Here is a 24,753-nt window from a genome sequence, read left to right on the forward strand (position 1 = left end):
TTCGGCCGGTCTCAGCCCGCGGCCTTGCGCCCCACCGCGCCGTACAGCGAGACCGGCCCCTGCGGGTCCCCGGCGCCCTCGGGACGCCAGTCCGTCACCGAGACGACGCCCGGCTCCAGCAGGTCGAGGCCCTTGAAGAAACCGGACACCTCGGTCTCGGAGCGGGCCACCAGGGTCACTCCGCCCGCGCCGTACGCGGCGATGCCGCGCCGGACGTTCTCGGGCTCGAAGTCGGCGGTCATCGCGGACAGGACGAGACAACTGCCCGGGGCGAGGGCGTCGACGAGGGTGTCCACCAGGTCGAAGGCGCCGTCGTCGTCCGCGACGAAGTGCAGCAGGGCGATCAGGGAGAGGGCGACCGGCCGGTCGAAGTCGAGGACACGGGCCGCCTGTTCGAGGATCGTGCGGGGGGCGCGGGCGTCCGCCTGGACGTACTCCGTCACACCCTCGGGGGTGCCCCGCAGCAGGGCGCTCGCGTGGGCCAGGACGATCGGGTCGTTGTCGACGTAGACGACGCGGGCGTCCGGGGCGACCGACTGGGCGATCTGGTGGAGGTTGGGCTCGGTGGGTATGCCGGTGCCGATGTCCAGGAACTGGCGGATGCCCTGCTCGCGGGCCAGCAGACGGGTGGCCCGCCGCATGAAGGCGCGGTTGGCGCGGGCGGCGCGCGGGGCGCCCGCGTCGATCGACATGATCTGCCGGCCGAGCCCCTCGTCGACCGGGTAGTTGTCCTTGCCGCCCAGGAACCAGTCGTACACCCGGGCCGGATGCGGCCGGGTCGTGTCGATCTCGTGGACGGCCGGATCGCTCCCGGTCACGCGGTGCTCCTCTGCTCGACGCGCCCCGGTGGTCACTACGGGGCGTGCGAGCAGTCTGGCACGCCCACGCGGCGCGGCGCAGACGGTCTTCGGCCACCTCCGCGACCGACCGCGCACGGTTCAACTCGGCTGCGGGCGGCGCGGGTTCGGCCTCGCCGACGGGAAGGAGCGGCAGGCGCCGCCCTCCGGCGGTCCGCCGCGCTGGGCGCCGGACCGGGCGTCCCCGGCCATGTCGTGGTGGGGCTTCCGGCCAACCGCGTCGCGTCGGCCGTCGCTCATGTTCGCGGGGGCGCCGGCTCATGGCTGCAACGGCACCGGCTCAGTCGGGCGGCAGCACGTCGTCCAGGAAACGGGTCAGGTCCGCGAAGACCTCAGTCCTGTTCGTCTCGTTGAACACCTCGTGTCGGGCACCCGCGTAGACGTGCTCGGTCAGTCGGCCGCCGCTCAGCCGTTCCACGCCGACACGGCTGCCGGGCAGCGGCACCAGCCGGTCGTCGGCGCCGTGCAGCCACAGCAGCGGCAGCGGTCCGAGGGCGCCGCCCCGCGCGACGGTGTCCAGGGTCCGTACGAACGCCTCCAGCGTCGGCCGCTTCATCGGGCCGTGCCAGACCAGGGGGTCGGCGGCGTACGCGGCGCCCACCGCGGGGTCCCGGGAGAGCGCGGCGGGGCTGAGGGGGGTGTCCGGGATCTCGTCGAGGGCGAGCAGTCGCCCCGGCAGCTCCCACGCGCCGATCACCGGCCCGGACAGGACGAGGGCGGCGAGTCGATCGCCGTACCGCTGGGCGTACCGGGCCGCGATCAGACCGCCCATGGAGTGACCGATCATGACGACCGGCAGGCCGGGGTGCGCGGCGCGGGCCGTCCCGACCACGGCGTGCACATCGGTGACCACGTCCTCGAAGTCCTCGATCACCACCCGCTCACCGGCCGACGCCCCGTGGCCGACGTGATCCGGCCCGTAGACCGCCGCGCCGTGCCCGGACAGGACCTGGGCCAGCTCCTCGTACCGGCCGGCGTGCTCGCCGTACCCGTGCACCACGAGGGCCACGTACCGTGGGCCCGGATGCGGCCACACGCGTGTCGTGATCATGCCCCGGGTCCCGGTCAGGACGTGCTCGCGGGCCTCGGTCATGTCGCCTCCGGTTGCGTCGGGGAAGGGCCCGAGGGATCTTCCCAGGGCGCCGTTCCGCGGTCTATAGTCCAAAACTAGCGGTGCTAATTAAGAGTGTCGCGCCGATCCTCAGCGTCGTCGGTCAGGAGTCCTGTCGTGCGTCCCGTCCACTTCGCGGCCGCCCGCCGCACCCCCATCGGCAAGCTGCGCGGGGCCCTGTCCTCGATGCGGCCCGACGACCTGGCGGCAAGCGTCGTCCGCCGGCTGGTCGCCGACGTGCCCGCACTCGACCCGGCCCGGATCGACGACATCTACTGGGGCGCCGCCAACCAGGCGGGCGAGGACAACCGCAACGTCGCCCGGATGGCCGCGCTGCTCGCCGGACTGCCCGACTCCGTGCCCGGCGCCACCGTCAACCGCCTGTGCGCCTCCGGCCTGGAGGCGGTCACCACGGCCGCCCGCACCGTCGCCGCCGGTGAGGCCGACATCGTGATCGCCGGCGGCTCCGAGTCGATGAGCCGCGCCCCCTTCGTGCTGGCCCGCCCCGACGAGGCCCTGCCGCACCGCATGGAGACCGTGGACACCCGCCTCGGCTGGCGGCTGGTCAACCCCGCGATGAAGGAGCTGCACGGCCTGCTGTCCATGGGCGAGACCGCCGAGGAGGTCGCCGGGCGGTACGGCATCACGCGCGAGCGCCAGGACGAGTTCGCCCTGCGCAGCCACCAACTGGCCGCCGCCGCCCGCAAGAACGGCCACTTCGACGACGAACTCCTGCCCGTGGAGCGCCCGGACGGCATCGTCGTCGACAGTGACGAGTGCGTCCGCGAGGACACCTCGTACGAGAAGCTGTCCCGGCTCAAGCCGGTCTTCCGGCAGGGCGGCACGGTCACCGCGGGCAACGCCTCGCCCATGAACGACGGCGCGGCCGGGCTCCTGCTGGTCAGCGAGGGGGCCCTGACCGAGCTCGGGCTGGAGTCGCTGGGCCGGTACGTCGCCGGCGCGTCGGCGGGCGTCCACCCCGACGTGATGGGCATCGGTCCGGTGCCCGCCACGCGCAAGGCCCTGGCCCGCGTCGGCTGGGAGATCGGGGACGTCCAGGAGGCCGAGTTCAACGAGGCGTTCGCCGCCCAGGCCCTCGCCTGCGTCGACCAGCTCGGCATCGACCCGGAGCTGGTGAACCCGAGCGGCGGCGCGATCGCCCTCGGCCACCCCCTCGGCTGCTCGGGCGCCCGCATCCTGACGACGCTGCTGCACCGCATGCGGCGCACGGGCGCGGAGCGGGGGCTGGCGACGATGTGCGTGGGCGCCGGCCAGGGGTCCGCGGTGCTGGTCGAGCGGTAGGAGTCGGCGCCGGGGGTCAACTGGCGAGACACTCCTTACCGGTGTCGGTTGGCTGCACATAGCATCGGTTCCCGCATGAACACGATGACGCTCTGGCACATAACCCACGCGGAGTTCGCCGCGCTCGCCTGCGCGGCGCTGCTCGTCGGCTTCTCCAAGACCGCGGTCAGCGGGGCCAACACGGTCAGCCTCGCCGTCTTCGCGGCCGTCCTGCCCGCCCGCGCCTCGACGGGGGTCCTGCTCCCCGTGCTGATCGCCGGCGACCTGCTCGCCGTCGCCACCTACCGCCGGCACGCCCACTGGCCCACGCTGGGGCGGCTGTTCCCGGCGGTCGCGGCAGGCGTGGTGGTCGGCACGCTGTTCCTGATGTGGGCCGACGACGGGGTCGTACGCACCTCGATCGGCGCGATCCTGCTGCTGATGGCCGCCATCACGGTGTGGCGGCGGCGCACCGAGGAGGCGGCCCCGGAGCCGGACGCGGTCACCACCCGGGCGGGCCGGGTCAAGGCCCGCTCCTACGGCGTCCTCGGCGGCTTCACCACCATGGTCGCCAACGCCGGCGGCCCGGTGATGTCGATGTACCTGCTGTCGGCGGGCTTCAGGAAGCTGGGCTTCCTGGGCACGTCGGCCTTCTTCTTCCTGATCGTGAACGTGGCCAAGGTGCCCTTCAGTGCGGGACTCGGCCTGATCGACGGCCGCTCGCTGCTCCTCGACGCCGCGCTCGTGGTGTTCGTCGTGCCCGGGGCGTTGTTCGGCAAATGGGCTGTGAACAGGATCAACCAGCGCTTGTTCGAGCAACTGGTCATCGCGGCGACGGTCGTGGGCGGCGTACAACTGCTCCTGCCCTAGCCCGCTCGCCCCAGGCCCAGCAGACCGGGCAGGTCCGCGAACGAGTCCACGACGTGGTCCGGGGTGCCGCTCGCCTTCTCGTGCGTCTCCGGCAGGTACTTGCCCGTCCTCACCAGGACGCCGGTGATCCCGGCGCGCTGTGCCGCCAGCACGTCGGACTCGATGTCGTCGCCGACCATCAGGGCCCGGTCCGCCGTCACGCCCAGCCGGGCCAGCGCCGCCCCGAAGAACGCCGGTGACGGCTTGCCCGTGACCTCCGCCTCCACGCGCGCCGCCTTCTCCAGCCCGAGCAGGAACGCCCCCGTGTCCAGCTGCAGCCCGGCCTCCGTGCGCCAGTACAGGCCGCGGTGCACGGCCACCAGCCGCGCACCCCGCTGGAGGTGCCCGAAGGCCCGGTTCATCGCCGCGTAGTCGAACTCGGGACCCGCGCCGCCCACGATCACCACATCGGGGACCGTGTCGTCGTCCACGAGCGTGATCCCACCGAGGTCGTCCGCGATGTCCCCGCTGTTCAGCAGCGTGCAGCGGGCGCCCGGGAAGTGCTCGGCGAGATGGGCGGCGGTGGCGGCCGGCGCGGTGAGGACGTCCTCGGCGGTCACCTCGAAACCGGCTCCCGACAGGGTCTCGGCGATCGACGCCCGCGTACGGGACGTCGTGTTGGTCACCAGGACGACGCCCAGCCCGGCCGCCCGGATCTCCCGCAGCGCCTCCACCGCACCCGGCAGCGGCTGCCACGACACCGTGAGCACCCCGTCGATGTCGATCAGCACGGCACGCACGGATTCCATGACTGGACGATAGCGATCCGGGCCGCGGAACGGTCGGCGAACTGCGCCGGTGCCTGACCGGATTGGGTGATCCCCGGACGGTCTCCTACGCTCACCCCATGTCCCCGCACGTCCTGATCCTCGGCGGCACCACCGAGGCCCGTCTGCTGGCCGCAGAGCTGTCGGCCCGCTCCGGTGTCCGGGTCACCACCTCGCTCGCGGGCCGGGTGGCCCGGCCCGGGGCGCAGGCCGGGGACGTACGGATCGGCGGGTTCGGCGGGGCAGAGGGGCTGGCGGGGTGGCTGCGCGAGCAGCGGGTGGACGCCGTCGTCGACGCCACGCACCCCTTCGCCGCCCGGATCACCGCCAACGCGGTGCTCGCCGCGACGGCGACCGGGCTGCCGCTGGTGGTGGTGCGCCGCCCGGGCTGGCATCCCGTCCCGGGCGACCGCTGGCACACCGTGGCGTCCCTGAGCGCGGCGGCGGACGCGCTGCCGGGCCTCGGCCGCCGCGTCCTGCTCACCACCGGCCGCCTCGGCCTCGCCGCCTTCGCCCACCTGACGGACCTGCACTTCGTCGTACGGTCCGTGGAACCCCCCGAGCCGCCGATGCCGCCGGACGTCGACGTCGTCCTGGCCCGTGGCCCCTTCACCCTCGCCGACGAGCGGGCCCTGCTCCGCGAACACCGCGTCGACGTGCTGGTGACGAAGGACAGCGGCTCAGAGGCGACGTCGGCCAAACTGACGGCCGCGCGTGAACTCGGCCTGCCCGTGGTCGTCGTCCGGCGCCCTCCGCTGCCGCCCGGCGTGACGGCGGTGACCGACCTGGCGGACGTACCGGAACGGCTGGGCCTCACCCCGCCGCCATCGGGCTCCTGACCCCCGGGCGCTACTCCTGACCGGGGTTCCGGCGGAGCAGATACGTGTCCATGATCCAGCCCTTGCGGTCGCGGGCCTCGGCGCGGACGCGTTCGATGCGGGGCGCGGCCTCGGCGATCGGGCCGGAGACGAGGATCTCGTCCGGGGTGCCTATGTAGGCGCCCCAGTAGATGTCGATGTCCTCCTGCGCGTACTGCCGGAAGGTCTGGTGGGCGTCGAGCATCACCACCACGTCGTCCACCCCCTGAGGGAAGCCCTCGGCCAGGCGCCGGCCGGTCGTGATCTGCACCGGACGCGCCACCCGGTTCAGGCCCGTGCGGTGCCGGGCGACCAACGCCGAGACGCTGCTGATGCCGGGCACGACGTCGTACTCGAAGGACACCGCGCCCCGGGTCAGCACCTCTTCGAGGATCCCGAGCGTGCTGTCGTACAACGCGGGGTCGCCCCACACCAGGAAGGCCCCGGTCTCGTCCTCACCGAGCTCCTCGGCGATCAGCCGCTCGTAGATCCCGGCGCGGGCGCTGCGCCAGTCCCCGACCGCGGGGGAGTAGTCCGCGCCGCCCGCGCGGCGGTCCCGCTCCGGGTCGCGCGCCTCCACCACCCGGTACGCCCCCTGCGGCAGGTGCGCGTCCAGCATGTCCCGGCGCAGCCGCGTCAGGTCGCTCTTCACCTCGCCCTTGTCGAGGATGAAGAACACGTCCGTGCTCCGCAGCGCCCTGACCGCCTGCAGGGTCAGCTGCTCGGGGTCGCCCGCGCCGATACCGATGACATGAATCTTTCGCACGTCATCGAGTCTGCCCCATCCCACTGACAGTCCGTGCACCGCCTCCACACCCACCGCGACGGGGGGCCACGACACCCACCGCAACGGGGTCTACGACGCCGCGGGCCCCCGCAGCCGGGGCGCCCGCGCGCCGGCGTCGACCGGCTCGCCGCCCCGCTCCACGGCCTGTGCCAGCTCCCGCGCCCAGGCCGCCAGCCCGGCGAGATCCATCCCGTACGGACGCGGCTCGCCGCTCCGCGCCGCCCAGTCCTCCACGGCCCCCGCGCCGCGCCGCAGCAGCCGCGCGCCGCCGGTGACGTTCCCGCGGGCCGCGTGCGTGAGTCCCACGGCCACCTGGGCCAGCCCCCGCCACAGCGTGCGCTCGGTCTCGGGACCCGATTTCCAGGCGTCCTCGAAGACCTCGTGCGCGTGGAACGGCTTCCCCGCGTCCAGCAGCGCCTGTGCCTCGGTGACGGTCCGCTCCGGGGCGCGGACGACCCCCTCGGGCTGCCGTGCCACCCCGTCCGCGCCGTACGGCAGCGGCCGCCCCAGCCCGTCCCGCGGCCGCGCGTTGCGCGCCCGTCCCTCGTTGTCCCGGTCCCGGTTCTCCACCGGCCGCCCCGGCGATGCGCCTGTGCTCCCCATAGGACCGATTCTCCACCGCCCCCGGGGTGCCCCCTTCGGCCCACCCCGGTACGTGGGGTAAAGTTCTGTTCGCGCGATCAAGCGGGTCACCGCGAGTGAGCGCACCGGGACGTGGCGCAGCTTGGTAGCGCACTTGACTGGGGGTCAAGGGGTCGCAGGTTCAAATCCTGTCGTCCCGACTTGCGAAGACGCAGGTCGCAGCCCGTGCGGGAGCAATCCGGCACGGGCTTTCGCCTGTGTCGGCGTCCCGCGTGCGGCCACCGGGGCGCGGCCGCGGGTGGTAGAGAGGTTCCATGACCACCTCGTACGCCAACCGCCGCGCGGCGGGCGCCCGATGACCGCCGGCATCGACACCCCGGACCGGCGCGGCCGCACCGGACTCGACCGGACCGGCCTGGACCTCACCGGCAATCCCCGGGTCAAGGTGCGCGACGTCAAGCTGCTGTCCAGCCACTGGTACGTCGAACGCGCGACCACCTTCGACTACCGGCACACCGACGGCACCTGGCACACCCAGCAGCGCGAGACGCACGACCGGGGCAACGGGGCCACCCTGCTGCTGTACGACGCCGAACGCGAAACCGTGCTGCTCACCCGGCAGTTCCGCTTCCCCGCGTACGTCAACGGGCACCTCGACGGGATGCTGGTCGAGACGCCGGGCGGGGTGCTCGACGACGAGGACGAGCACCCCGAGATCGCCGTCCGGCGCGAGGCGGTGGAGGAGACCGGGCACACCGTCGGCGACGTCCGGCACGTCTTCGACGTCTACATGAGCCCGGGCTCGGTGACCGAGCGGGTCGGCTTCTACGCGGCCGCCTACGGTCCCGCCACCCGCACCCACGAGGGCGGCGGCCTGGACGAGGAGGGCGAGGACATCGAGATTCTCGAACTGCCCTTCCGCCGGGCCCTGGAGATGATCCGCACCGGCGAGATCGCCGACGCCAAGACCATCATGCTGCTCCAGTGGGCCGCGCTGGAAGGGCCGTTCGCCAAGACCTGACCGCGGGTGCCGGCCGGCCCGCCCGGACGGGGCTCACCGACCCCGCGGCTCCCGTACGACGGCGATGTCGCCGGGTGCGACGCCGACCGTGCCGATGAGCTCCTTGCCGGAGAGGAGTTCCGTGGCGCCCTGGGCCACCGGGACCGCCGCGCCCTTGCCGGAGTGGTCGATCACGAACACGTAGTCCGCGTCCGGGCCGCGCCGCCGGACCACCTCGACCCCGGGCGCGGCGGTGCGGACCGGCTCCACGCCCGCCTCGCCGCGGATGCGGGCGAGCAGGTCGGCGAGGGTGTCCGGGTCCGGGAGCGTCGCGACGTACCAGGCGGAGCCCGCGCCGTGCGGGTGCCGGGTCACGGCCGGGACACCGGCCAGCGGGCCGTCCGTGTACGACGCGACCGCCTCGGCGCCGTCGAGGCGCACCCGCTCCGACCAGAGCGTGCCCGAGGCGCCCTGAGGCACCTCGCCGCCCAGCCCGACCGGCTCGCCGGGCAGCAGCGGGAACAGCTCGTCGGTGCGCACTCCGAGGGCCTCCCGCAACGCCCCCGGGTAACCCCCCAGCCGCACATGACAGTTCTCGTCGACCGCCCCACTGTGGAAGCCGACGGCCAGCGTGCCGCCGCGCTCGGCGTACGCGGTGAGGTTCGCCGCGCCCGCGTCGTCGACCAGGTAGAGCGTGGGGGCGAGGACCAGCCGGTAGGCGGACAGGTCGGCGTCGGGGCGGACGAAGTCCACGGCCACGCCCGACCGCCACAGCGGCTCGTACCAGGCCCGCACCAGGTCCTGGTAGCGCAGCTCGCCGCTCGGCTGCGAGGGCAGCTCCACGGCCCAGCGGGCGTCCCAGTCCCAGACGACGGCGACCTCGGCGGTGCCGGTGCTGCCGCGCACCTCGGCCAGGGCCTTCAGGTCCGCGCCGAGCCGGACCACGTCGCGCCAGATCCGGCTGTCCGTGCCCGCGTGCGGCAGCATCGCCGAGTGCCACTGCTCGGCGCCCGCCTTGGCCGCCCGCCACTGGAAGTAGGCGATGCCGTCCGCGCCGTGCGCCACATGGGCGAGGGCGTTGCGGCGCAGCTCACCGGCGCGCTTGGCGCGGTTGACCGGCTGCCAGTTGACGGCGCCGGTGGAGTGCTCCATCAGCAGCCAGGGGCCGCCGGCCAGGGAGCGCATCAGGTCGCCGCTGAGCGCCACGTCGATCTCCGACTCGGGGTCGGCGGACATGAGGTAGTGGTCGTTGGAGACCACGTCCAGCTCGGGGGCCCAGCGCCAGTAGTCCAGCGCGTCGAAGTTGTGCATCACCATGAAGTTGGTGGTGGCCGGGATCGCCGGGGCCGCCGCGCGCAGCAGGTCCCGCTCCGCCGTGCACAGCGACAGCAGCTCGTCGGAGCAGAAGCGCCGCCAGTCCAGCTGGTGCGTGGGGTTGGGCACGGCGCCGGTGGCACGGGGCGGGAGGATCTCGTCCCAGTCGTAGTACCACTGGCTCCAGAACGTGGTGCCCCAGGCGTGGTTGAGGGCCGCCAGGTCGTCGCCGTACCGGGCCCGCAGCCAGCGGCGGAAGGACTCCGCGCTGGTGTCGCAGTAGCAGGCCGCGTTGTGGCAGCCGTACTCGTTGTGCACGTGCCACATCACGACGGCCGGGTGGTCCGCGTACCGCTCGGCGAGCGCGCCCGTGATGCGCAGGGCGGCCTCGCGGTAGGCCGGGCTGCTGGGGCAGAACGTCTGGCGGCTGCCGTAGGAGAGGGTCCGGCCTTCCCGGTCGACCGGCAGGGCCCCCGGGTGGGCCCGGAAGAACCAGGCGGGCGGCGCCGCGGTGGGCGTGGCGAGGTCGGCGGCGATGCCGTTCTCGTGCAGCAGGTGCAGGATCCGGTCCATGCGCGAGAAGTCGAAGGCGCCCTCGGAGGGTTCCAGCAGCGCCCAGGAGAAGATGCCGACGCTGACCATGTTCACACCCGCCTCGCGCATGAGGCGTACGTCCTCGGCCCACACCTCCTCGGGCCACTGCTCGGGGTTGTAGTCGCCGCCGTAGGCGATGCCGGGGACGGACAGGGTGCGCTTCATCGGGTGGCTCCGGACTGCCGGCCCTCCTCGTGGGCCCGGGCGGAGCGCGGGTCCACGAGGATCGGGGCGACGGAGATGAACGGGTTGTGCACGGGGTTCTCTTTCGGGTGGAGCCGGGTCAGCCCTTGTTGGAGCCCAGGGTCAGACCGCTGACGAACTGCCGCTGGAGCACGAAGTACACGACCAGCGTGGGGATCGCGGTGAGCAGGGCACCGGCGGCGACCAGGTTCGGGTCGGTGAAGTACTGGCCGGAGAGGTTGTTCAGGGCCGAGGTGATCGGCATGTTCTCGCCGGTCGAGATCAGCACCAGGGCCCAGAAGAAGTCGTTGTAGATCCAGATCGACAACAAGGTGGCCAGGGCCGCCATCGCCGGCTTGCACAGCGGCAGCGTGATCTGCCAGTACAGCCGCCACGCCGAGGCGCCGTCGACGAGCGCGGCCTCGGTCAGCTCGTGCGGCAGCGAGCGCATGTAGTTGCTCAGCACGAAGGCGCAGAAGCCGGACTGGAACGCCACGTGGATCAGCACGAGCCCGAGCGCGGAGTCGTACAGCTTGCCGCTAGCGGTGACGCCCGGCAGATCGGTCAGCAGGTACATCCGGTACAGCGGGGTGATGATGACCTGCTGCGGGAGCAGGTTGCCGGCCGTGAAGACCAGCAGCAACGCGAGGTTGAGCCGGAAGTCGAAGCGGCTGACGTAGAAGGCCACCATCGACGACAGGAACAGGGTGAGCAGTACGGCCGGCACCGCGATCAGCAACGTGTTGCCGAAGTAGTGCATCATGTCCGACTGCTTGAACGCGTTGGTGAAGTTGTCGAAGTTCAGCGTGTCCGGCCAGGACACGTATCCCTTCTCGCTGGTCTCGCCGTACGGCCGCAGGGCCGAGAAGATCGCCCACAGCAGCGGGGCGAGCCAGGCCAGCGCCGTGCCCGCCAGGAAGACGTGCAGCAGGATGCGGGCGGGGCGGACGGGCGCGCGCTTCTTGAGCGCGCCGGCCGCGAGGGTGGGGGCGCTCACGATCGACGCTCCTTCCGGAAGGTGGCCACCAGGTACGGGATGATCACCGCTAGGGAGATGACCAGCAGGACCACCGCGATCGCCGATCCGTAACCGATCCGGCTGGACTCGCCGATGATGTTGTTGGTCACCAGGATCGACAGCAACTCCGTGCCCTGGGCGCCCTTGTTGAAGACGAAGACCAGGTCGAAGGCGCGCAGGGCCTCGATGATGGTGACGACCAGGACCACGGTGTTGGTGGGCCGCAGCGTCGGGAAGATGACGTTCTTGAACGTCTGCCACTCGTTGGCGCCGTCCAGGGCCGAGGCCTCGCGCAGGGACGGGTCCACGCTCTTCAGGCCGGCCAGGTAGAGGATCATCATGTAGCCGGTGTGCCGCCAGGACGCGGCGACGAGGACGGCCCAGAGGTTGAGGTCCGGGTCGCCGATCCAGTCGATGTAGTGGCCGGGCTTGTTGGCCCCGATCAGGCTGTTGATCAGGCCCGTGTCCGGGTTGTAGACCAGCTGCCAGACGAAGCCGATGCACGCCATCGAGATGACGACCGGCAGGAAGAACGCCGTCTGGTAGACCCGGCTGAAGCGGATCTTCTTGTCCAGCTGGACGGCGAGGAAGAGGCCGAGCGGCGTCGGGACGAGGATGAGCGCCACGAACCAGATGACGTTGTGCTGGACGGCCGGCCAGAACTGCGGGTTGTCGTTGAAGAGTTGTTGGAAGTTGTCGAGGCCCACCCACTTGATCGAGTCGAACCCGATGCCGTCCCAGGTGGTGAAGGCGAGCAAGATGGAGGCGAGGGCGGTGACCCAGACCAGGGCCACGTGCAGGACCGTGGGCACGCCCGCCATCAGGGCGAGCGTGATCCGGTCACGGCGGGTCAGCAGGCGCCGGTGGCCCTGCTGGGCCCGCTTGGATGCGGAGGCAGCGCCCGGAGGCGGCACGGCGGCCGCCTCCGGGGTCTTTGTCGTCATGTCGGTCGTCATGCCGCTGCTCACGAGGACGCGAAGATCTGCTTCTTCTGGCGCTCGATCGACGACAGCAAGCCGTCCACGCCCTTGGGGTTCTGGAGGAACTTCTGCAGTCCGGGCTGCATCACCGTCGAGGTGAAGTCCGGCCGCGAGTCGCGGTCCATGAACTGGGTGAGGGTCTTGGCGCCACTGATCATGTCGAACGCCTTCTTCTGCAGCGGCGAGTAGGAGGAGGTGTCGGCCTTGCTGGAGGCGGCCACCACGCTCGGGTCGACCTTGAGGTAGCTCTGCTCGGCCTCGGGGGAGCCCAGGTACTCCAGCAGCTTGACGACGCCGTCGTGGTTCTTGGGGGCCTTGCTGACCATGAAGCCGTCGGTGGGCGCCTCCACGGTGTCCTGGCCGTACGCGGAGTTGATCTCCGGGAACGGGAAGAAGTCGAGGTCGTCCAGGTCGGCCTTGTTGGTGAACTGCTGGGCCACGAAGGAGCCGAGGAGGTACATGCCGGCCTTCTTGGACACCAGGCTCTGGGCGGCGTCCTGCCAGGTGCGGCCCATGAAGCCGTCCTGGTGGTAGGGGAGGAGCTCGGCCCAGTGGTCGAAGACGGCCTTCACCTTGGCGTCGGTCCAGGCGGCCTTGCCGCCCATCAGCTCGACGTGGAAGTCGTAGCCGTTGAGGCGGAAGTTGATCTGGTCGAAGGTGCCCATCGCCGGCCAGGCGTCCTTGTCGCCGAAGGCGATCGGCACCAGGCCGTCCTTCTTCATCTGCTTGCACAGGGCGACCAGTTCGTCCCAGGTGGCGGGGACCTTGTAGCCGTGCTGCTGGAAGACGCTCTTGCGGTAGAAGATCGCCCACGGGTACGTGGTCAGCGGCACGAAGTAGTACTTGCCGTCCTCGCCCTTGCTGAGCTTCTTCATCGCCTCGGGGAAGTTGTCCCCGATCTTCGCCCACACGTCGTCGATCGGCGTGGCGAGCTTCTTGGCCGCGAAGAACTGCATCCGGTAGCCCGCGAACCAGTTGAACACATCGTCCGGCGTGCCCTGCAGGTAGGAGTTGATCTGCTCCTGGAAGGTGTTGTGGTCCTTCGTGTTGACATCGACCGTGATGCCGGACTGCTTCTTGAAGGTCGCGTACACGGACTCGAAGGCCTTCTTCGGCACGGCGTCGGACGCGTTGGAGCCGAGGGAGACGGTCTTCGGGTCGGACGAGGTGCCGCTGCCGCCACAGGCGGACAGCAGGGGTATGCCGGCGCCCGCGAGGAGGGCCGCTCCACCGACCCCGCGCAGCAGGGAACGACGGCTGGGACCCGGGACGGCGAGGCCGGAAGGGGTGAGGCGCATGGCGGCTCCTGAAGGCAGGGGTTCGGTCAAGGGAGCGAGCCGACTCCCGAAAGGTCCTCGAAACCGATCAGAAACCAACTCGACCGAACATCGTGGCGTAATAACAGCCCCATGTCCCACCATGCGTCAATAGCCCACGTCCCCAGAACATCGTCTCTTGCCCGAAACGTAATCGACACGATCACCAGCAGGTTCGTTCAGAAACCAACAGCGCGCGGAGCCCGCACGGCAGGGGTGCCGTGCGGGCTGGGCGGAGCGGGTGAGTCCGGTTACGGTCTGACCAGCAACTGGAAGTCGAAGGCGTACCTGGACGCCCGATAGATGTGCGATCCGTACTCGACCGGACGGCCCGTGTCGTCGTACGCCGTGCGCTGCATGGTGAGCAGGGCCGCGCCCTCCTTCTCGTCGAGGCACACGGCTTCCTCGGCGGTGGCGCTGCGGGCGCCGATGGTCTGGCGGGCGCTGTGCAGGGTGACGCCCGCCGAGCGCATCATCCGGTACAGGCCCGTCGACTCCAGCCGGGCCGTGTCGAGTTCGAGCAGCGTGGTGGGCAGGTAGTTGCACAGGAAGGCCACGGGCTGGCCGTGGGTGAAGCGCAGCCGCTCCAGGAGCGTGACCTCGCCGCCCTCCGCGATACCGAGGGCGGCCGCGACGTCGGCGGTCGCGGGCACGCGCTCGTTGCGCAGCACCTGGGTGGTCGGGCCCTGTCCGGCCGACTCCAGGTCGTCGTAGAGGCTGCTGAGCTCCAGCGGTCGCTTGACCTGACTGTGCACCACCTGGGTGCCGACGCCGCGCCGGCGCACCAACAGGCCCTTGTCCACCAGGGACTGGATGGCCTGGCGGACCGTGGGCCGGGACAGGCCCAGGCGCACGGACAGGTCGACCTCGTTGCCCAGGAGGTTGCCCGGGGCGAGGACCCCGTGGTCGATGGCCGCCTCCAGTTGCCGGGCGAGCTGGTAGTACAGCGGCACCGGACTGCTGCGGTCCAGGTCGAAGTCGACGGAGTCGAGGGCGGGGCCGGTCACGGGACGAGAGTGGTCACCGGTTCTGGTCACCGGGACACCTCCTTCCAGGGCTCGGTGCGGGGTCAGGAGCGGCGGGGAAAGCCGGGGTTCATGGTCGTGCGGGCCTTTCGTCGGGGGAAGTTCACAGGTGCCGGCGGCGGTCGGCGACCTGACGGTCGTAGGTCTCGCGGGCCCGTACGGCGGCCTCTCGGGTGGCGGTCTCGGCGACGGGTACGTCCCACCAGGCCTCGGCCCCGGGAGCGCTCGGGGCGGTATCGGTCTCGACGTACACGCAGGTGGGCCGGTCCGACGCGCGGGCGGTGGCGAGCGCCTCGCGCAGCTCGCGCACCGTCTTGGCGCGCAGCACGTGCATGCCCAGGCTGGCCGCGTTGGCGGCGAGGTCCACGGGCAGCGGGGCGCCGGAGAAGGTGCCGTCGGCCGCGCGATGGCGATAGTCGGTGCCGAAGCGCTCGCCGCCCACCGCCTCGGACAGGCCGCCGATCGAGGCGTACCCGTGGTTCTGGATCAGGACCAGCTTGACGGGCAGTCCCTCCTGGACGGCGGTGACGATCTCGGTCGGCATCATCAGATAGGTGCCGTCGCCGACCAGCGACCAGACCACGGTGTCCGGGGCGGCCTGCTGGACGCCGATGCCGGCCGGGATCTCGTAGCCCATGCAGGAGTAGCCGTACTCCAGGTGGTACTGGCGCGGCGAACGGGCCCGCCACAGCTTGTGCAGGTCGCCGGGGAGCGAGCCGGCTGCGTTGATCACCACGTCCGCGTCGCCGACCACCGCGTCGAGGGCGCCGAGCACCTGCGTCTGGGTCGGTACGGCGTCCTCGTCGGCGGCGCGGTAGGCGGCCTCCACGACCCGGTCCCAGCGTTCCTTGCCGCCGCGGTACTCCGCCTCGTACGCCGCGTCCACGCGGTGCCCGGCCAGCCCCTCGGCGAGTGCTTCCAGGGCCGTGCGCGCGTCGGCCACCACGGTGCGGGCGGCCAGCTTGTGGGCGTCGAAGGCGGTGATGTTGAGGTTCAGGAAGCGGACGCCGGGTTGCCGGAAGAGCGTTCCGGAGGCGGTGGTGAAGTCCGTGTACCGGGTGCCGACCCCGATGACCAGATCGGCGGTGCGGGCCAGGTCGTCGGCGACCGCCGTGCCGGTGTGCCCGATGCCGCCGAGGTCGGCCGGGTGGTCGTGGTGCAGGGAGCCCTTGCCCGCCTGGGTGGAGGCGACCGGGATGCCGGTGGCGTCCACCAGGGCCCTCAGCGCGTCCTCGGCCTCGCTGTGGTGCACGCCGCCGCCCGCCACGATCAGCGGCCGCTCGGCGGCCCGGACGGCGCGCAGCGCCTCGGCCAGCTCGACCGGGTCGGGGGCGGGACGCCGTACGAGCCAGACGCGGTCGGTGAAGAACTCCTCGGGCCAGTCGTACGCCTGTGCCTGCACGTCCTGCGGCAGCGCCAGGGTGACGGCGCCGGTCTCCGCCGGGTCGGCGAGCACCCGCATGGCGTTCAGCGCGGACGGGATCAGCGCCTCGGGCCGGGTGACACGGTCGAAGTACCGGGACACCGGACGCAGGGTGTCGTTCACGGAGAGGTCGGCCTCGACCGGGTGCTCCAGCTGCTGCAGCAGCGGGTCGGCGGGGCGGGTGGCGAAGTAGTCGCCGGGCAGCAGGAGGACCGGCAGGCGGTTGATGGTCGCCAGCGCGGCGCCGGTGACCAGATTGGTCGCGCCGGGGCCGATGGAGGTGGTGACGGCCTGCGCGGAGAGGCGGTTGAGCTGGCGGGCGTACCCGACGGCCGCGTGCACCATGGACTGCTCGTTGCGGCCCTGGTGGTACGGCATCACGTCGCCGTGCTCCAGCAGCGCCTGGCCGATCCCGGCGACGTTGCCGTGGCCGAAGATGCCCCAGGTGCCGGCGATCAGCCGGTGCCGTACGCCGTCGCGCTCCGTGTACTGGGCGGACAGGAACCGCACCAGGGCCTGGGCGACGGTCAGGCGGGTCGTGCTGGGGCTCATCGGGGACCTCACTGGGTTTCCTCGGACGGGGCGGTGTACTTCCCGGACGTCTGCGCCGGGCTCAGGGGTACGCCTGTGCGGAGCGGGTAGAGATCAACTCCGACACGGCCCCTCGTGACGGGGGCACAGGACCGGGCTGCTGACGTGGCCATGCGCTCAGGTGTAGGTCCCCGGGGCCCCTGCTGTCAATGGTTTGTACTTACATTCGGACCTGCGTGTGAAATGATGTCTTAACAAAGTATTGACAGCGGGCGCGGCAGGGACTTGGATCCCGTCCCAACGCACAGCAAACAACCCGGATCGCCTCCCGGCCCCGGGCCCATGGATCTTCGTCTTCGCAGATCCCCCTTTCTCCTGCTCGCACAGTGAGGTGCCGGAAAGATGGACCGCTCTTCGTACTCCCGCTCCCGCAGACTGGCTCCCGTCGTGGCCGTTGCCGCAGTGGCAGCACTCACCCTCGCCGGCTGCTCCAGCAGCTCCGGCGGCAAGAAGTCGGAAGAGGGTGGGGCGAACGCCTCCGCGGGCAAGGCCAACACCCCCCGGATGACGGTCGCGCTGGTGACCCACCAGGCGCCCGGCGACACCTTCTGGGACATCGTCCGCAAGGGCGCCGAGGCCGCCGCCGCCAAGGACAACATCAAGCTCGTCTACTCCGCCGACCCGAACGCGGGCAACCAGGCCAACCTGGTCCAGAACGCGATCGACCAGAAGGTCGACGGCATCGCCATCACCCTCGCCAAGCCCGACGCCATGAAGGAGGTCGTGAGCAAGGCGAAGACGGCGAACATCCCCGTCGTCGGCCTCAACTCCGGGGTGAGCGACTGGCAGAAGCTCGGCCTGATGGAGTTCTTCGGCCAGGACGAGAGCGTGGCCGGCGAGGCGCTCGGCAAGCGCCTCAACCAGGAGGGGGCCAAGAAGGCCGTCTGCGTGATCCAGGAGCAGGGCAACGTCGGTCTCACCCAGCGCTGCGACGGCGTGAAGAAGACGTTCTCCGGCACGACTGAGACGCTGTACGTGAACGGCACCGACATGCCGTCGGTGAAGTCCACGATCACGGCCAAGCTCAAGAAGGACAGCGACATCGACTACGTGGTCGCGCTCGGCGCCCCGTACGCCCTGACCGCGGTCCAGTCGGTGGACGACGCGGGCAGCAAGGCGAAGGTCGCCACCTTCGACCTCAACAAGGAACTGACCGGCGCGATCTCCAAGGGGTCGATCCAGTTCGCGGTGGACCAGCAGCCGTACCTGCAGGGCTACCTGGCGATCGACTCCCTGTGGCTGTACAAGAACAACGGCAACTACATGGGCGGCGGAGAGCAGCCGGTGCTGACCGGTCCGGCCTTCGTCGACAAGACCAACGTCGACAAGGTCGCCGCGTTCGCCGCGAAGGGCACTCGGTGATGAGCATGACCCAGCAGGGTGGGCCGGCGGTGACCACACCGCCGGCCCCCGGCCCCAAGGAGACCGACGGCCGCACGGCGCGACGCCCCCTGGCGCTGCGCCTGCTGGCCCGGCCCGAAGTCGGCGTCTTCCTCGGCGCCGTGGCCGTCTTCGTCTTCTTCCTGATCGCGGCGCCGGCGGTCCGCCAGGGCAGCTCGATGGCCACCGTGCTCTACCAGTCGTCGACCATCGGCATCATGGCCCTCCCGGTGGCTCTGCTGATGATCGGCGGCGAGTTCGACCTCTCGTCCGGTGTCGCCGTGATCACCTCGGCGCTCACCGCGAGCATGATCAGCTACCAGCTGACCATGAACGTGTGGGTGGGCGTGATCGTCGCCCTCCTCGCCTCCCTCGGGGTCGGCGCGTTCAACGGCTGGATGGTGGTCCGTACGGGCCTGCCCAGCTTCCTGGTCACGCTGGGCACCTTCCTGATCCTGCAAGGCGTGAACCTCGCGGTCACCAAGTCGATCACCGGCAACGTCGCCACCGACGACATCAGCAACATGGAGGGCTTCGACCAGGCGAAGAAGATATTCGCCTCCTCGTTCGACGTCGGCGGCGTCGAGGTGAAGATCACCGTCGTGTGGTGGCTGGTCTTCGCCGCGCTCGCCACCTGGGTCCTGCTGCGCACCAAGTACGGCAACTGGATCTTCGCCGTCGGCGGCAACAAGGACAGCGCCCGCGCGGTCGGCGTCCCGGTGAGCTTCACCAAGATCACGCTCTTCATGACCGTCGGCTTCGGCGCCTGGTTCCTCGGCATGCACCAGCTGTTCTCGTTCAACACCGTCCAGTCCGGCGAGGGGGTCGGCCAGGAGCTGATCTACATCGCGGCGGCGGTCATCGGCGGCTGTCTGCTCACCGGCGGCTACGGCTCCGCCATCGGCCCGGTCTTCGGTGCCTTCATGTTCGGCATGGTGAACCAGGGCATCGTCTACGCGGGCTGGAACCCCGACTGGTTCAAGGCCTTCCTGGGCGTGATGCTGCTCGGCGCCGTCCTCATCAATCTGTGGGTCAGTCGCACGGCGACCCGGAGGTGACTTCATGACGACCAACGGAACCCACGGAGCCGTCCTCAAGGACGCCACGCCCGACAGCGGCGACCGACCCATCGTCGAACTGCGCAACGCGGGCAAGTCGTACGGCAACATCCGCGCCCTGCACGGCGTCGACCTGACGGTCCACCCGAACAAGGTGACCTGCGTCCTCGGCGACAACGGCGCCGGCAAGTCCACCCTGATCAAGATCATCTCCGGGCTGCACCAGCACACCGAGGGCGATTTCCTCGTGGACGGCGAGCCGGTGCGCTTCGGCAGCCCCCGCGAGGCGCTCGGCAAGGGCATCGCCACCGTCTATCAGGACCTGGCCACCGTGCCCCTGATGCCGGTGTGGCGGAACTTCTTCCTCGGCTCCGAGATGACCAAGGGCCCCTGGCCCGTGCGCCGTCTCGACATCGACCGGATGAAGAAGACCGCGGACCAGGAACTGCGCAACATGGGCATCGTGCTCGACGACCTGGAGCAGCCCATCGGCACGCTCTCCGGCGGCCAGCGCCAGTGCGTGGCCATCGCCCGCGCCGTCTACTTCGGCGCCCGCGTGCTCATCCTGGACGAGCCGACCGCCGCCCTCGGCGTCAAGCAGTCCGGTGTCGTGCTGAAGTACATCGCCGCCGCCCGCGACCGCGGCCTCGGCGTCATCTTCATCACCCACAACCCGCACCACGCCTACATGGTCGGCGACCACTTCAGCGTGCTGCGCCTCGGCACCCTCGAACTCAGCGCCGACCGCAGCGAGGTCGGCCTCGAGGAGCTGACCAACCACATGGCCGGCGGCGCCGAACTCACCGCGCTCAAGCACGAACTGTCGCAGGTCCGCGGCGTGGACGTGGACGAGCTCCCCGAGGAGAAGGACCTCACCGCACCCGTGGCGGCCCACCCCGAAGGGACCTCCTGACCATGGCGAACGCCCTCGACCGCATCCGGGTGGGCTCGGCGCCCGACTCCTGGGGCGTCTGGTTCCCCGAGGACCCCCAGCAGGTGCCCTGGGAACGCTTCCTGGACGAGGTGGCCGAGGCCGGCTACTCCTGGATCGAACTGGGTCCCTACGGCTACCTGCCCACGGACCCGGCCCGCCTCACCGACGAGGTGAACAGGCGGAACCTCAAGGTGTCCGCGGGTACGGTCTTCACCGGCCTGCACCGCGGCCCCGCCGTCTGGGAGTCCACCTGGCAGCACGTCGCCCAGGTCGCCACGCTCACCCGGGCCATGGGTGCCGGACACCTGGTGGTGATCCCCTCCTTCTGGCGCGACGACAAGACCGCCGAGCTCCTGGAACCCCCGGAGCTGACCGGCGAGCAGTGGGCCCACCTCACCAAGGGCATGGAACGGCTCGGCCACGAGGTGAAGGAGACGTACGGGCTGGACATCGTCGTCCACCCGCACGCCGACACGCACATCGACACCGAGGAGCACGTCGAGCGGTTCCTCGACTCGACCGACTCCGGGCTGGTCAACCTCTGCCTGGACACCGGCCACTACGCGTACTGCGGCGGGGACAGCGTCAAGCTCATCGAGACGTACGGCGAGCGCATCGGCTATCTGCACCTCAAGCAGGTCGACCCGGCGGTCCTCGCCGACGTCGTGGCGAACGAGATCCCGTTCGGCCCGGCGGTCGAGCGCGGCGTGATGTGCGAACCGCCGTCCGGAGTGCCGGAGTTGGAGCCGGTGCTGGCGGCGGCACAGCGGCTCGGCGTCGATCTGTTCGCGATCGTCGAGCAGGACATGTACCCCTGCGAGCCGGACAAGCCGCTGCCGATCGCGGTGCGCACCCGCCGGTTCCTGCGGTCGTGCGGGGCGTGAACGGGGTGCCGCTCACCGAGCGTTGACCTGCGGTCACCGTGCGCCAGGAGCGCCCGCGGCACCGCCGCCCGCCGACAGGCGGCGGCACGCGGGCGCTCCTATGCTTGTGCTCCACAAGGCCGTCCGGCCTCGACTCCCGGCACGGCGGTGACCGCGGCGCGACGTGCGGCGCGGGAACCCGCCCCGAGGTTTCGCCCAGGACGCGAGAGGCGCCTGGACGTGCCGACCGGCCGCGTCCCGCCGCCTTCCACGGCATCGGCGGGGCGGTCCTCCGGTGTCCGCATTGGGGAGTTGGGGCCATGTCGCACTCGTCCGCACGCTGTCGCAGTGGGGCCGTCCTGGTCACCGCGGTGGGGATGCTGGTGGTGCCCGCCGCGGGCACCTCCGCCGCGGCCCGGCCGCTGTCGTCCGCCACTACCGGCACGACCGCCACGTCGGCCCCGTCCGCCACGACCGGCATGGCCGCCTCGGTGGCCTCCGTCGCCGAACCCACCCCGCCGTCGCCCTCCGGGAACGAGGTCCGTGACCTCACCCCCGCGGTGCGGCAGCAGGTGGACGCGGCCGTGCGGCGGGTCATGCGGGAGGCGAACATCCCGGGCGTGACCGTCGGTCTGTGGACCCCCGACAAGGGGGAGTACGTGAAGTCCTTCGGCGTCGCCGACAAGAGCAACGGCGCGCCGATGCGCCCCGACCTGTACATGCGGATCGGCAGCGAGACCAAGACGTTCACGGTGACGGCGCTGCTGGACCTCGTGGACCGGGGGAAGGTGAACCTGGACGACACGATCGACCAGTACGTCAGCGGGGTGCCGAACGGCGATCGGATCACGCTGCGCCAGCTGGCCGGCATGCGCAGCGGGCTGTTCAACTACTCGGAGGACGACGGCTTCTTCAAGGCCCTGACCTCCGATCCGCAACGCCCGTTCACCCCGCGGGAACTGCTCGCCTACTCCTTCAAGCACCCCGTGCTGTTCCCGCCGGGCGAGAAGTTCGACTACTCCAACACCAACCTCATCCTGCTCGGTCTGGTCGTCGAGAAGGCCGGCGGCCGGCCGCTCGGGGACTACATCCACGACCACGTCCTCGCCCCGGCCGGGCTCGCCGAGACCCTGTTCCCGACCGGCAACGAGTTCCCGACCCCGCACGCGCAGGGCTACACCGACCAGACGGCGACCGGCCGGGTGGAGGACTCGGCGAACTGGAACCCGTCCTGGGGCTGGGCGGCCGGCGCGATGATCTCCACCCTCGACGACCTGCGGGTCTGGGCGCCCACCGTGGCCACCGGCCGGCTCCCGGACGGCAACTTCCTGATCAGCCCCGCCACCCAGAAACAGCGCCTCACCACGCCGCCGACCTCCATCCCGGGCGCCGGATACGGACTGGGCATCTTCAACGTCCAGGGCTGGATCGGGCACAACGGCTCGCTGCCCGGTTACGAGTCCCTGACCATCTACCTCCCGTCGGCCAGGGCGACGCTCGTGGTCCTGCTGAACACCGACATCAGCCACAAGGGCCAGGAGCCCAGCACCCTGCTGGGCGACGCGATCACGTCGATCGTCTCCCCGGACCACGTCTTCGACCTGCCCGCGGAACCGGCGGCGAGGTGAGCGCGTTCTCAGGGTGACGGGGCGCGAGTGCCGGAGCGGGGAGGACGAGATGACCGAGTCGACGGACAGGACGTCGCAGACCGAGCAGCGACAAGGGCAGGAACAGGGACACGGGCAGGGGGAGCGGACCCCGGACGCCACCGAGGCCGCGGAGCTGCGGCGGGCCCGGTTCGGGGCGCTGCCGGAGCGGGTCCGCCCGCAGGACACGGTGGAGGAGCGCCCCGCCGCGCCGCGGGATCCGGCACGGGACGCCTACAACCCCGACGAGTGGATGGTCCGCTACTGTCTCTGAGCCGAGGCGCGGGCCGACGCCACGTGCCGGTTCGGTCCGGCGCGGGACGACGACGAGGCGAGGGCCGTCAGGTTCCCCTCGCCTCGTCGTCGCCGGTCCGCGGGCGGCTCAGGCGCCGCGTACCTCCGCGATCGTCACCGGGCGGTGTTCGTGCAGGGACAGCGTGCAGGCCTCCGCGATCCAGCCCGCCTCCAGGGCGTCCGCGACCGTGCAGGGGGAGGTACGGGTGCCGGCGACGACCTCGGTGAACGCGGTGAGTTCGGCGCGGTAGGCGGCCGTGAACCGGTCCATGAAGAAGTCGTGCGGGGTGCCGGCGGGGAAGGTGACTGAGGGCTCCACGGAGCGCAGCGGGAGCTTGTCCTCCAGGCCCACGGCGATGGAGTCCTCCAAGCCGTGCAGCTCCATGCGGACGTCGTAGCCCCGGGCGTTGTGGCGGCTGTTGGAGACCACCGCGATCGTGCCGTCGTCCAGCGTCAGGATCGCGCCCGTGGTGTCGGCGTCCCCCGCCGCCTTGATGAAGTCGGCACCCCGGTTGCCGCCGACGGCGTACACCTCGGTCACCTCACGGCCGGTCACCCAGCGGATGATGTCGAAGTCGTGCACCGAGCAGTCGCGGAAGATGCCGCCCGACGCGGCGATGTACGCGGCTGGCGGCGGGGCCGGGTCCAGCGTCGTCGAGCGGACCGTGTGCAGCTTTCCCAGCTCACCGGCGTGCACGGCCGCCCGCGCGGCCACGAAGCCCGCGTCGAAGCGACGGTTGTAGCCGATCTGGATGGGTACGCCGCTGCCTTCGACGGCCCTGAGCACCTCGACGCCCTCCGCCATGGTGCGGGCGACCGGCTTCTCGCAGAAGACCGGGACGCCGGCCTCGACACCGGCCAGGATCAGGGCCGGGTGGGCGTCGGTGGCGGCGGCCACCACGAGGCCGTCCACGCCGGCGGCCAGGACGGCCTCGGGCGAGTCCGCGACCTCGGCCCCGAATCGCTCGGCGGCGGTCTTCGCGGCGTCCATGAACGGGTCGGCGACGACGAGGGACTCGACGGCGTCGAGAGCGGACAGGGTCTCGGCGTGAAAGGCGCCGATGCGGCCGAGGCCGAGGATTCCGATGCGCATGTGCTCCGCTGCTCCTTGTGCGTGTGATGACTGTCCGGACCTGAGCCGCCGGACGGGCTGTTCACTCCGGGTTCGAGTGGCCGGACGGACCCGATGTCCTCAGTCCAGCCCGCCCAGTACGTTCTGGTCCCAGTCGATGACCGAGCCCGTGACCACGCCGGAGCGGTCCGACAGGAGGAAGACCACGAAGTCGGCGATCTCGTCCGGCCGGCCGAGCTTGCCCATCGGAAGGTGGGCCGCGGCCCGGTCCTGCCAGTCGTCCCCGGCGTCGTGGAAGGCCCGCTGCGTCGCGTCCTCGCCCTCCGTCGCCGTCCAGCCGATGTTCAGGCCGTTGATCCGGATCCGGTCCCAGCGGTGGGCGTGCGCCGCGTTGCGGGTCAGGCCGATCAAGCCGGCCTTCGCGGCGACGTACGGGGCGAGGAACGGCTGCCCGCCGTGCGCCGAGGACGTGATGATGTTGACGATCGTGCCGGACGCCTTGCGCGCGACCATGTCGGTGACCGCCGCCTGCATGGCGAAGAACGGGCCCCTGAGGTTGATCGCGATGTGCGCGTCGAACAGCTCGGGCGTGGTGTCCAGCAGCGTGCCCCGCGAGGTCAGCCCCGCGGAGTTGACGAGGCTGTCGACACGGCCGTACGCGTCGACCACCTCGGCCACGGCGGCCTTCGCCCGGTCGGCGTCCGACAGGTCGGCCTGAACGTACATCGCCGTGCCGCCGGCCGCCGACAGCTCCGCCACCAGGGCCTCGCCCGGCTCGGGGCGGCGGCCGGTGACGGCTACCGTGGCGCCCTCGCGGACCGCGGCCCGCGCGATGGCGGCGCCCACGCCCTGGCTGCCCCCGTTGACCAGGACGACCTTGTCGTCGAGAAGTCCCATGAGTTCCTCGCCCT

23 protein-coding genes and 1 tRNA gene are annotated in these 24,753 nt (G+C 71.3%); 11 read left to right on the top strand and 13 right to left on the bottom strand.

Annotation, left to right across the window (positions count from 1 at the left end):
- Positions 1-11: 11 nt before the first annotated feature.
- On the bottom strand, positions 12-818 hold the full coding sequence (locus tag ACWGKT_RS15355; RefSeq protein WP_453273968.1) for an SAM-dependent methyltransferase: 807 nt from the start codon (positions 816-818) through the stop codon (positions 12-14).
- 319 nt (positions 819-1,137) lie between these two features.
- Positions 1,138-1,950, bottom strand: a complete 813-nt coding sequence (locus ACWGKT_RS15360; RefSeq protein WP_453273969.1) for an alpha/beta hydrolase — start codon at positions 1,948-1,950, stop codon at positions 1,138-1,140.
- A 135-nt stretch (positions 1,951-2,085) separates the two neighbouring features.
- Between ACWGKT_RS15360 and ACWGKT_RS15365 the strand changes: the two genes are divergently transcribed.
- Positions 2,086-3,270 carry a thiolase family protein gene (locus tag ACWGKT_RS15365; protein ID WP_356157746.1) on the top strand — a complete coding sequence of 395 codons (1,185 nt, stop codon included), beginning with the start codon at positions 2,086-2,088 and terminating at the stop codon, positions 3,268-3,270.
- Positions 3,271-3,345: 75 nt separating this feature from the next.
- On the top strand, positions 3,346-4,119 hold the full coding sequence (locus ACWGKT_RS15370) for a sulfite exporter TauE/SafE family protein (protein ID WP_453273970.1): 774 nt from the start codon (positions 3,346-3,348) through the stop codon (positions 4,117-4,119).
- Here the strand turns inward: ACWGKT_RS15370 and ACWGKT_RS15375 are convergent.
- A complete protein-coding gene (locus ACWGKT_RS15375) occupies positions 4,116-4,907 on the bottom strand; it encodes a TIGR01458 family HAD-type hydrolase (RefSeq protein WP_453273971.1) in 792 nt (263 codons plus the stop codon). The genes ACWGKT_RS15370 and ACWGKT_RS15375 overlap by 4 nt on opposite strands.
- A gap of 98 nt (positions 4,908-5,005) precedes the next feature.
- Here ACWGKT_RS15375 and ACWGKT_RS15380 point away from each other — a divergent pair, with 98 nt between their 5' ends.
- Complete coding sequence (locus tag ACWGKT_RS15380; protein ID WP_453273972.1) at positions 5,006-5,764, top strand: cobalt-precorrin-6A reductase; 759 nt, start codon at positions 5,006-5,008, stop codon at positions 5,762-5,764.
- Between the two features lie 10 nt (positions 5,765-5,774).
- On the opposite strand, the gene cobF is transcribed toward ACWGKT_RS15380, so the two are convergent.
- Together cobF and ACWGKT_RS15390 are read right to left on the bottom strand one after the other, a co-directional pair.
- Positions 5,775-6,548 (bottom strand): precorrin-6A synthase (deacetylating), encoded by a 774-nt coding sequence (gene cobF, locus ACWGKT_RS15385; RefSeq protein WP_453273973.1) that lies wholly within the window; start codon positions 6,546-6,548, stop codon positions 5,775-5,777.
- A 90-nt stretch (positions 6,549-6,638) separates the two neighbouring features.
- Positions 6,639-7,172, bottom strand: coding sequence for a DUF309 domain-containing protein (locus tag ACWGKT_RS15390; protein ID WP_453273974.1), 534 nt, complete (start codon positions 7,170-7,172; stop codon positions 6,639-6,641).
- 105 nt (positions 7,173-7,277) lie between these two features.
- Here ACWGKT_RS15390 and ACWGKT_RS15395 point away from each other — a divergent pair.
- Positions 7,278-7,351: transfer RNA gene (locus ACWGKT_RS15395), tRNA-Pro, on the top strand.
- Between the two features lie 155 nt (positions 7,352-7,506).
- A complete protein-coding gene (locus ACWGKT_RS15400; RefSeq protein WP_453273975.1) occupies positions 7,507-8,172 on the top strand; it encodes an NUDIX domain-containing protein in 666 nt (221 codons plus the stop codon).
- A gap of 33 nt (positions 8,173-8,205) precedes the next feature.
- On the opposite strand, the gene ACWGKT_RS15405 is transcribed toward ACWGKT_RS15400, so the two are convergent.
- The 6 genes from ACWGKT_RS15405 to iolD form a co-directional block, all read right to left on the bottom strand.
- The gene (locus ACWGKT_RS15405) at positions 8,206-10,224 is read right to left on the bottom strand and encodes a beta-galactosidase (RefSeq protein WP_453273976.1); all 2,019 of its coding nucleotides are present in this window, start codon (positions 10,222-10,224) and stop codon (positions 8,206-8,208) included.
- Between the two features lie 118 nt (positions 10,225-10,342).
- Positions 10,343-11,239 (bottom strand): carbohydrate ABC transporter permease, encoded by an 897-nt coding sequence (locus tag ACWGKT_RS15410; protein WP_356157799.1) that lies wholly within the window; start codon positions 11,237-11,239, stop codon positions 10,343-10,345.
- The gene (locus tag ACWGKT_RS15415) at positions 11,236-12,216 is read right to left on the bottom strand and encodes a carbohydrate ABC transporter permease (protein ID WP_453273977.1); all 981 of its coding nucleotides are present in this window, start codon (positions 12,214-12,216) and stop codon (positions 11,236-11,238) included. Before ACWGKT_RS15415 ends, ACWGKT_RS15410 begins: the two co-directional genes overlap by 4 nt.
- 8 nt (positions 12,217-12,224) lie before the next feature.
- Complete coding sequence (locus ACWGKT_RS15420; RefSeq protein WP_453273978.1) at positions 12,225-13,538, bottom strand: ABC transporter substrate-binding protein; 1,314 nt, start codon at positions 13,536-13,538, stop codon at positions 12,225-12,227.
- Positions 13,539-13,807: 269 nt separating this feature from the next.
- On the bottom strand, positions 13,808-14,593 hold the full coding sequence (locus ACWGKT_RS15425) for a GntR family transcriptional regulator (protein WP_356157808.1): 786 nt from the start codon (positions 14,591-14,593) through the stop codon (positions 13,808-13,810).
- A 91-nt stretch (positions 14,594-14,684) separates the two neighbouring features.
- A complete protein-coding gene (gene iolD / locus ACWGKT_RS15430) occupies positions 14,685-16,556 on the bottom strand; it encodes a 3D-(3,5/4)-trihydroxycyclohexane-1,2-dione acylhydrolase (decyclizing) (RefSeq protein WP_453273979.1) in 1,872 nt (623 codons plus the stop codon).
- Between the two features lie 381 nt (positions 16,557-16,937).
- Between iolD and ACWGKT_RS15435 the strand changes: the two genes are divergently transcribed.
- From ACWGKT_RS15435 to ACWGKT_RS15460, 6 genes are all read left to right on the top strand, one after another.
- The gene (locus tag ACWGKT_RS15435; protein WP_453273980.1) at positions 16,938-17,957 is read left to right on the top strand and encodes a sugar ABC transporter substrate-binding protein; all 1,020 of its coding nucleotides are present in this window, start codon (positions 16,938-16,940) and stop codon (positions 17,955-17,957) included.
- Positions 17,957-19,033 (top strand): ABC transporter permease, encoded by a 1,077-nt coding sequence (locus ACWGKT_RS15440; RefSeq protein ID WP_453273981.1) that lies wholly within the window; start codon positions 17,957-17,959, stop codon positions 19,031-19,033. Before ACWGKT_RS15435 ends, ACWGKT_RS15440 begins: the two co-directional genes overlap by 1 nt.
- A gap of 4 nt (positions 19,034-19,037) precedes the next feature.
- Positions 19,038-19,946, top strand: a complete 909-nt coding sequence (locus ACWGKT_RS15445; protein WP_453273982.1) for an ATP-binding cassette domain-containing protein — start codon at positions 19,038-19,040, stop codon at positions 19,944-19,946.
- 2 nt (positions 19,947-19,948) lie between these two features.
- Positions 19,949-20,851, top strand: a complete 903-nt coding sequence (locus ACWGKT_RS15450) for a sugar phosphate isomerase/epimerase family protein (RefSeq protein ID WP_453273983.1) — start codon at positions 19,949-19,951, stop codon at positions 20,849-20,851.
- A gap of 299 nt (positions 20,852-21,150) precedes the next feature.
- Entirely contained in the window at positions 21,151-22,458 is a 1,308-nt protein-coding gene (locus tag ACWGKT_RS15455; protein WP_453273984.1) for a serine hydrolase domain-containing protein, read from the top strand.
- A 49-nt stretch (positions 22,459-22,507) separates the two neighbouring features.
- Complete coding sequence (locus tag ACWGKT_RS15460; protein ID WP_453274031.1) at positions 22,508-22,750, top strand: hypothetical protein; 243 nt, start codon at positions 22,508-22,510, stop codon at positions 22,748-22,750.
- 108 nt (positions 22,751-22,858) lie between these two features.
- Here ACWGKT_RS15460 and ACWGKT_RS15465 read toward each other — a convergent pair whose 3' ends face one another.
- Together ACWGKT_RS15465 and ACWGKT_RS15470 are read right to left on the bottom strand one after the other, a co-directional pair.
- Positions 22,859-23,863 carry a Gfo/Idh/MocA family protein gene (locus ACWGKT_RS15465; RefSeq protein WP_453273985.1) on the bottom strand — a complete coding sequence of 335 codons (1,005 nt, stop codon included), beginning with the start codon at positions 23,861-23,863 and terminating at the stop codon, positions 22,859-22,861.
- A 99-nt stretch (positions 23,864-23,962) separates the two neighbouring features.
- Complete coding sequence (locus ACWGKT_RS15470; RefSeq protein WP_356157830.1) at positions 23,963-24,739, bottom strand: SDR family oxidoreductase; 777 nt, start codon at positions 24,737-24,739, stop codon at positions 23,963-23,965.
- Between the last annotated feature and the right edge of the window lie 14 nt (positions 24,740-24,753).

Source organism: Streptomyces sp. NPDC054794, assembly GCF_053611585.1.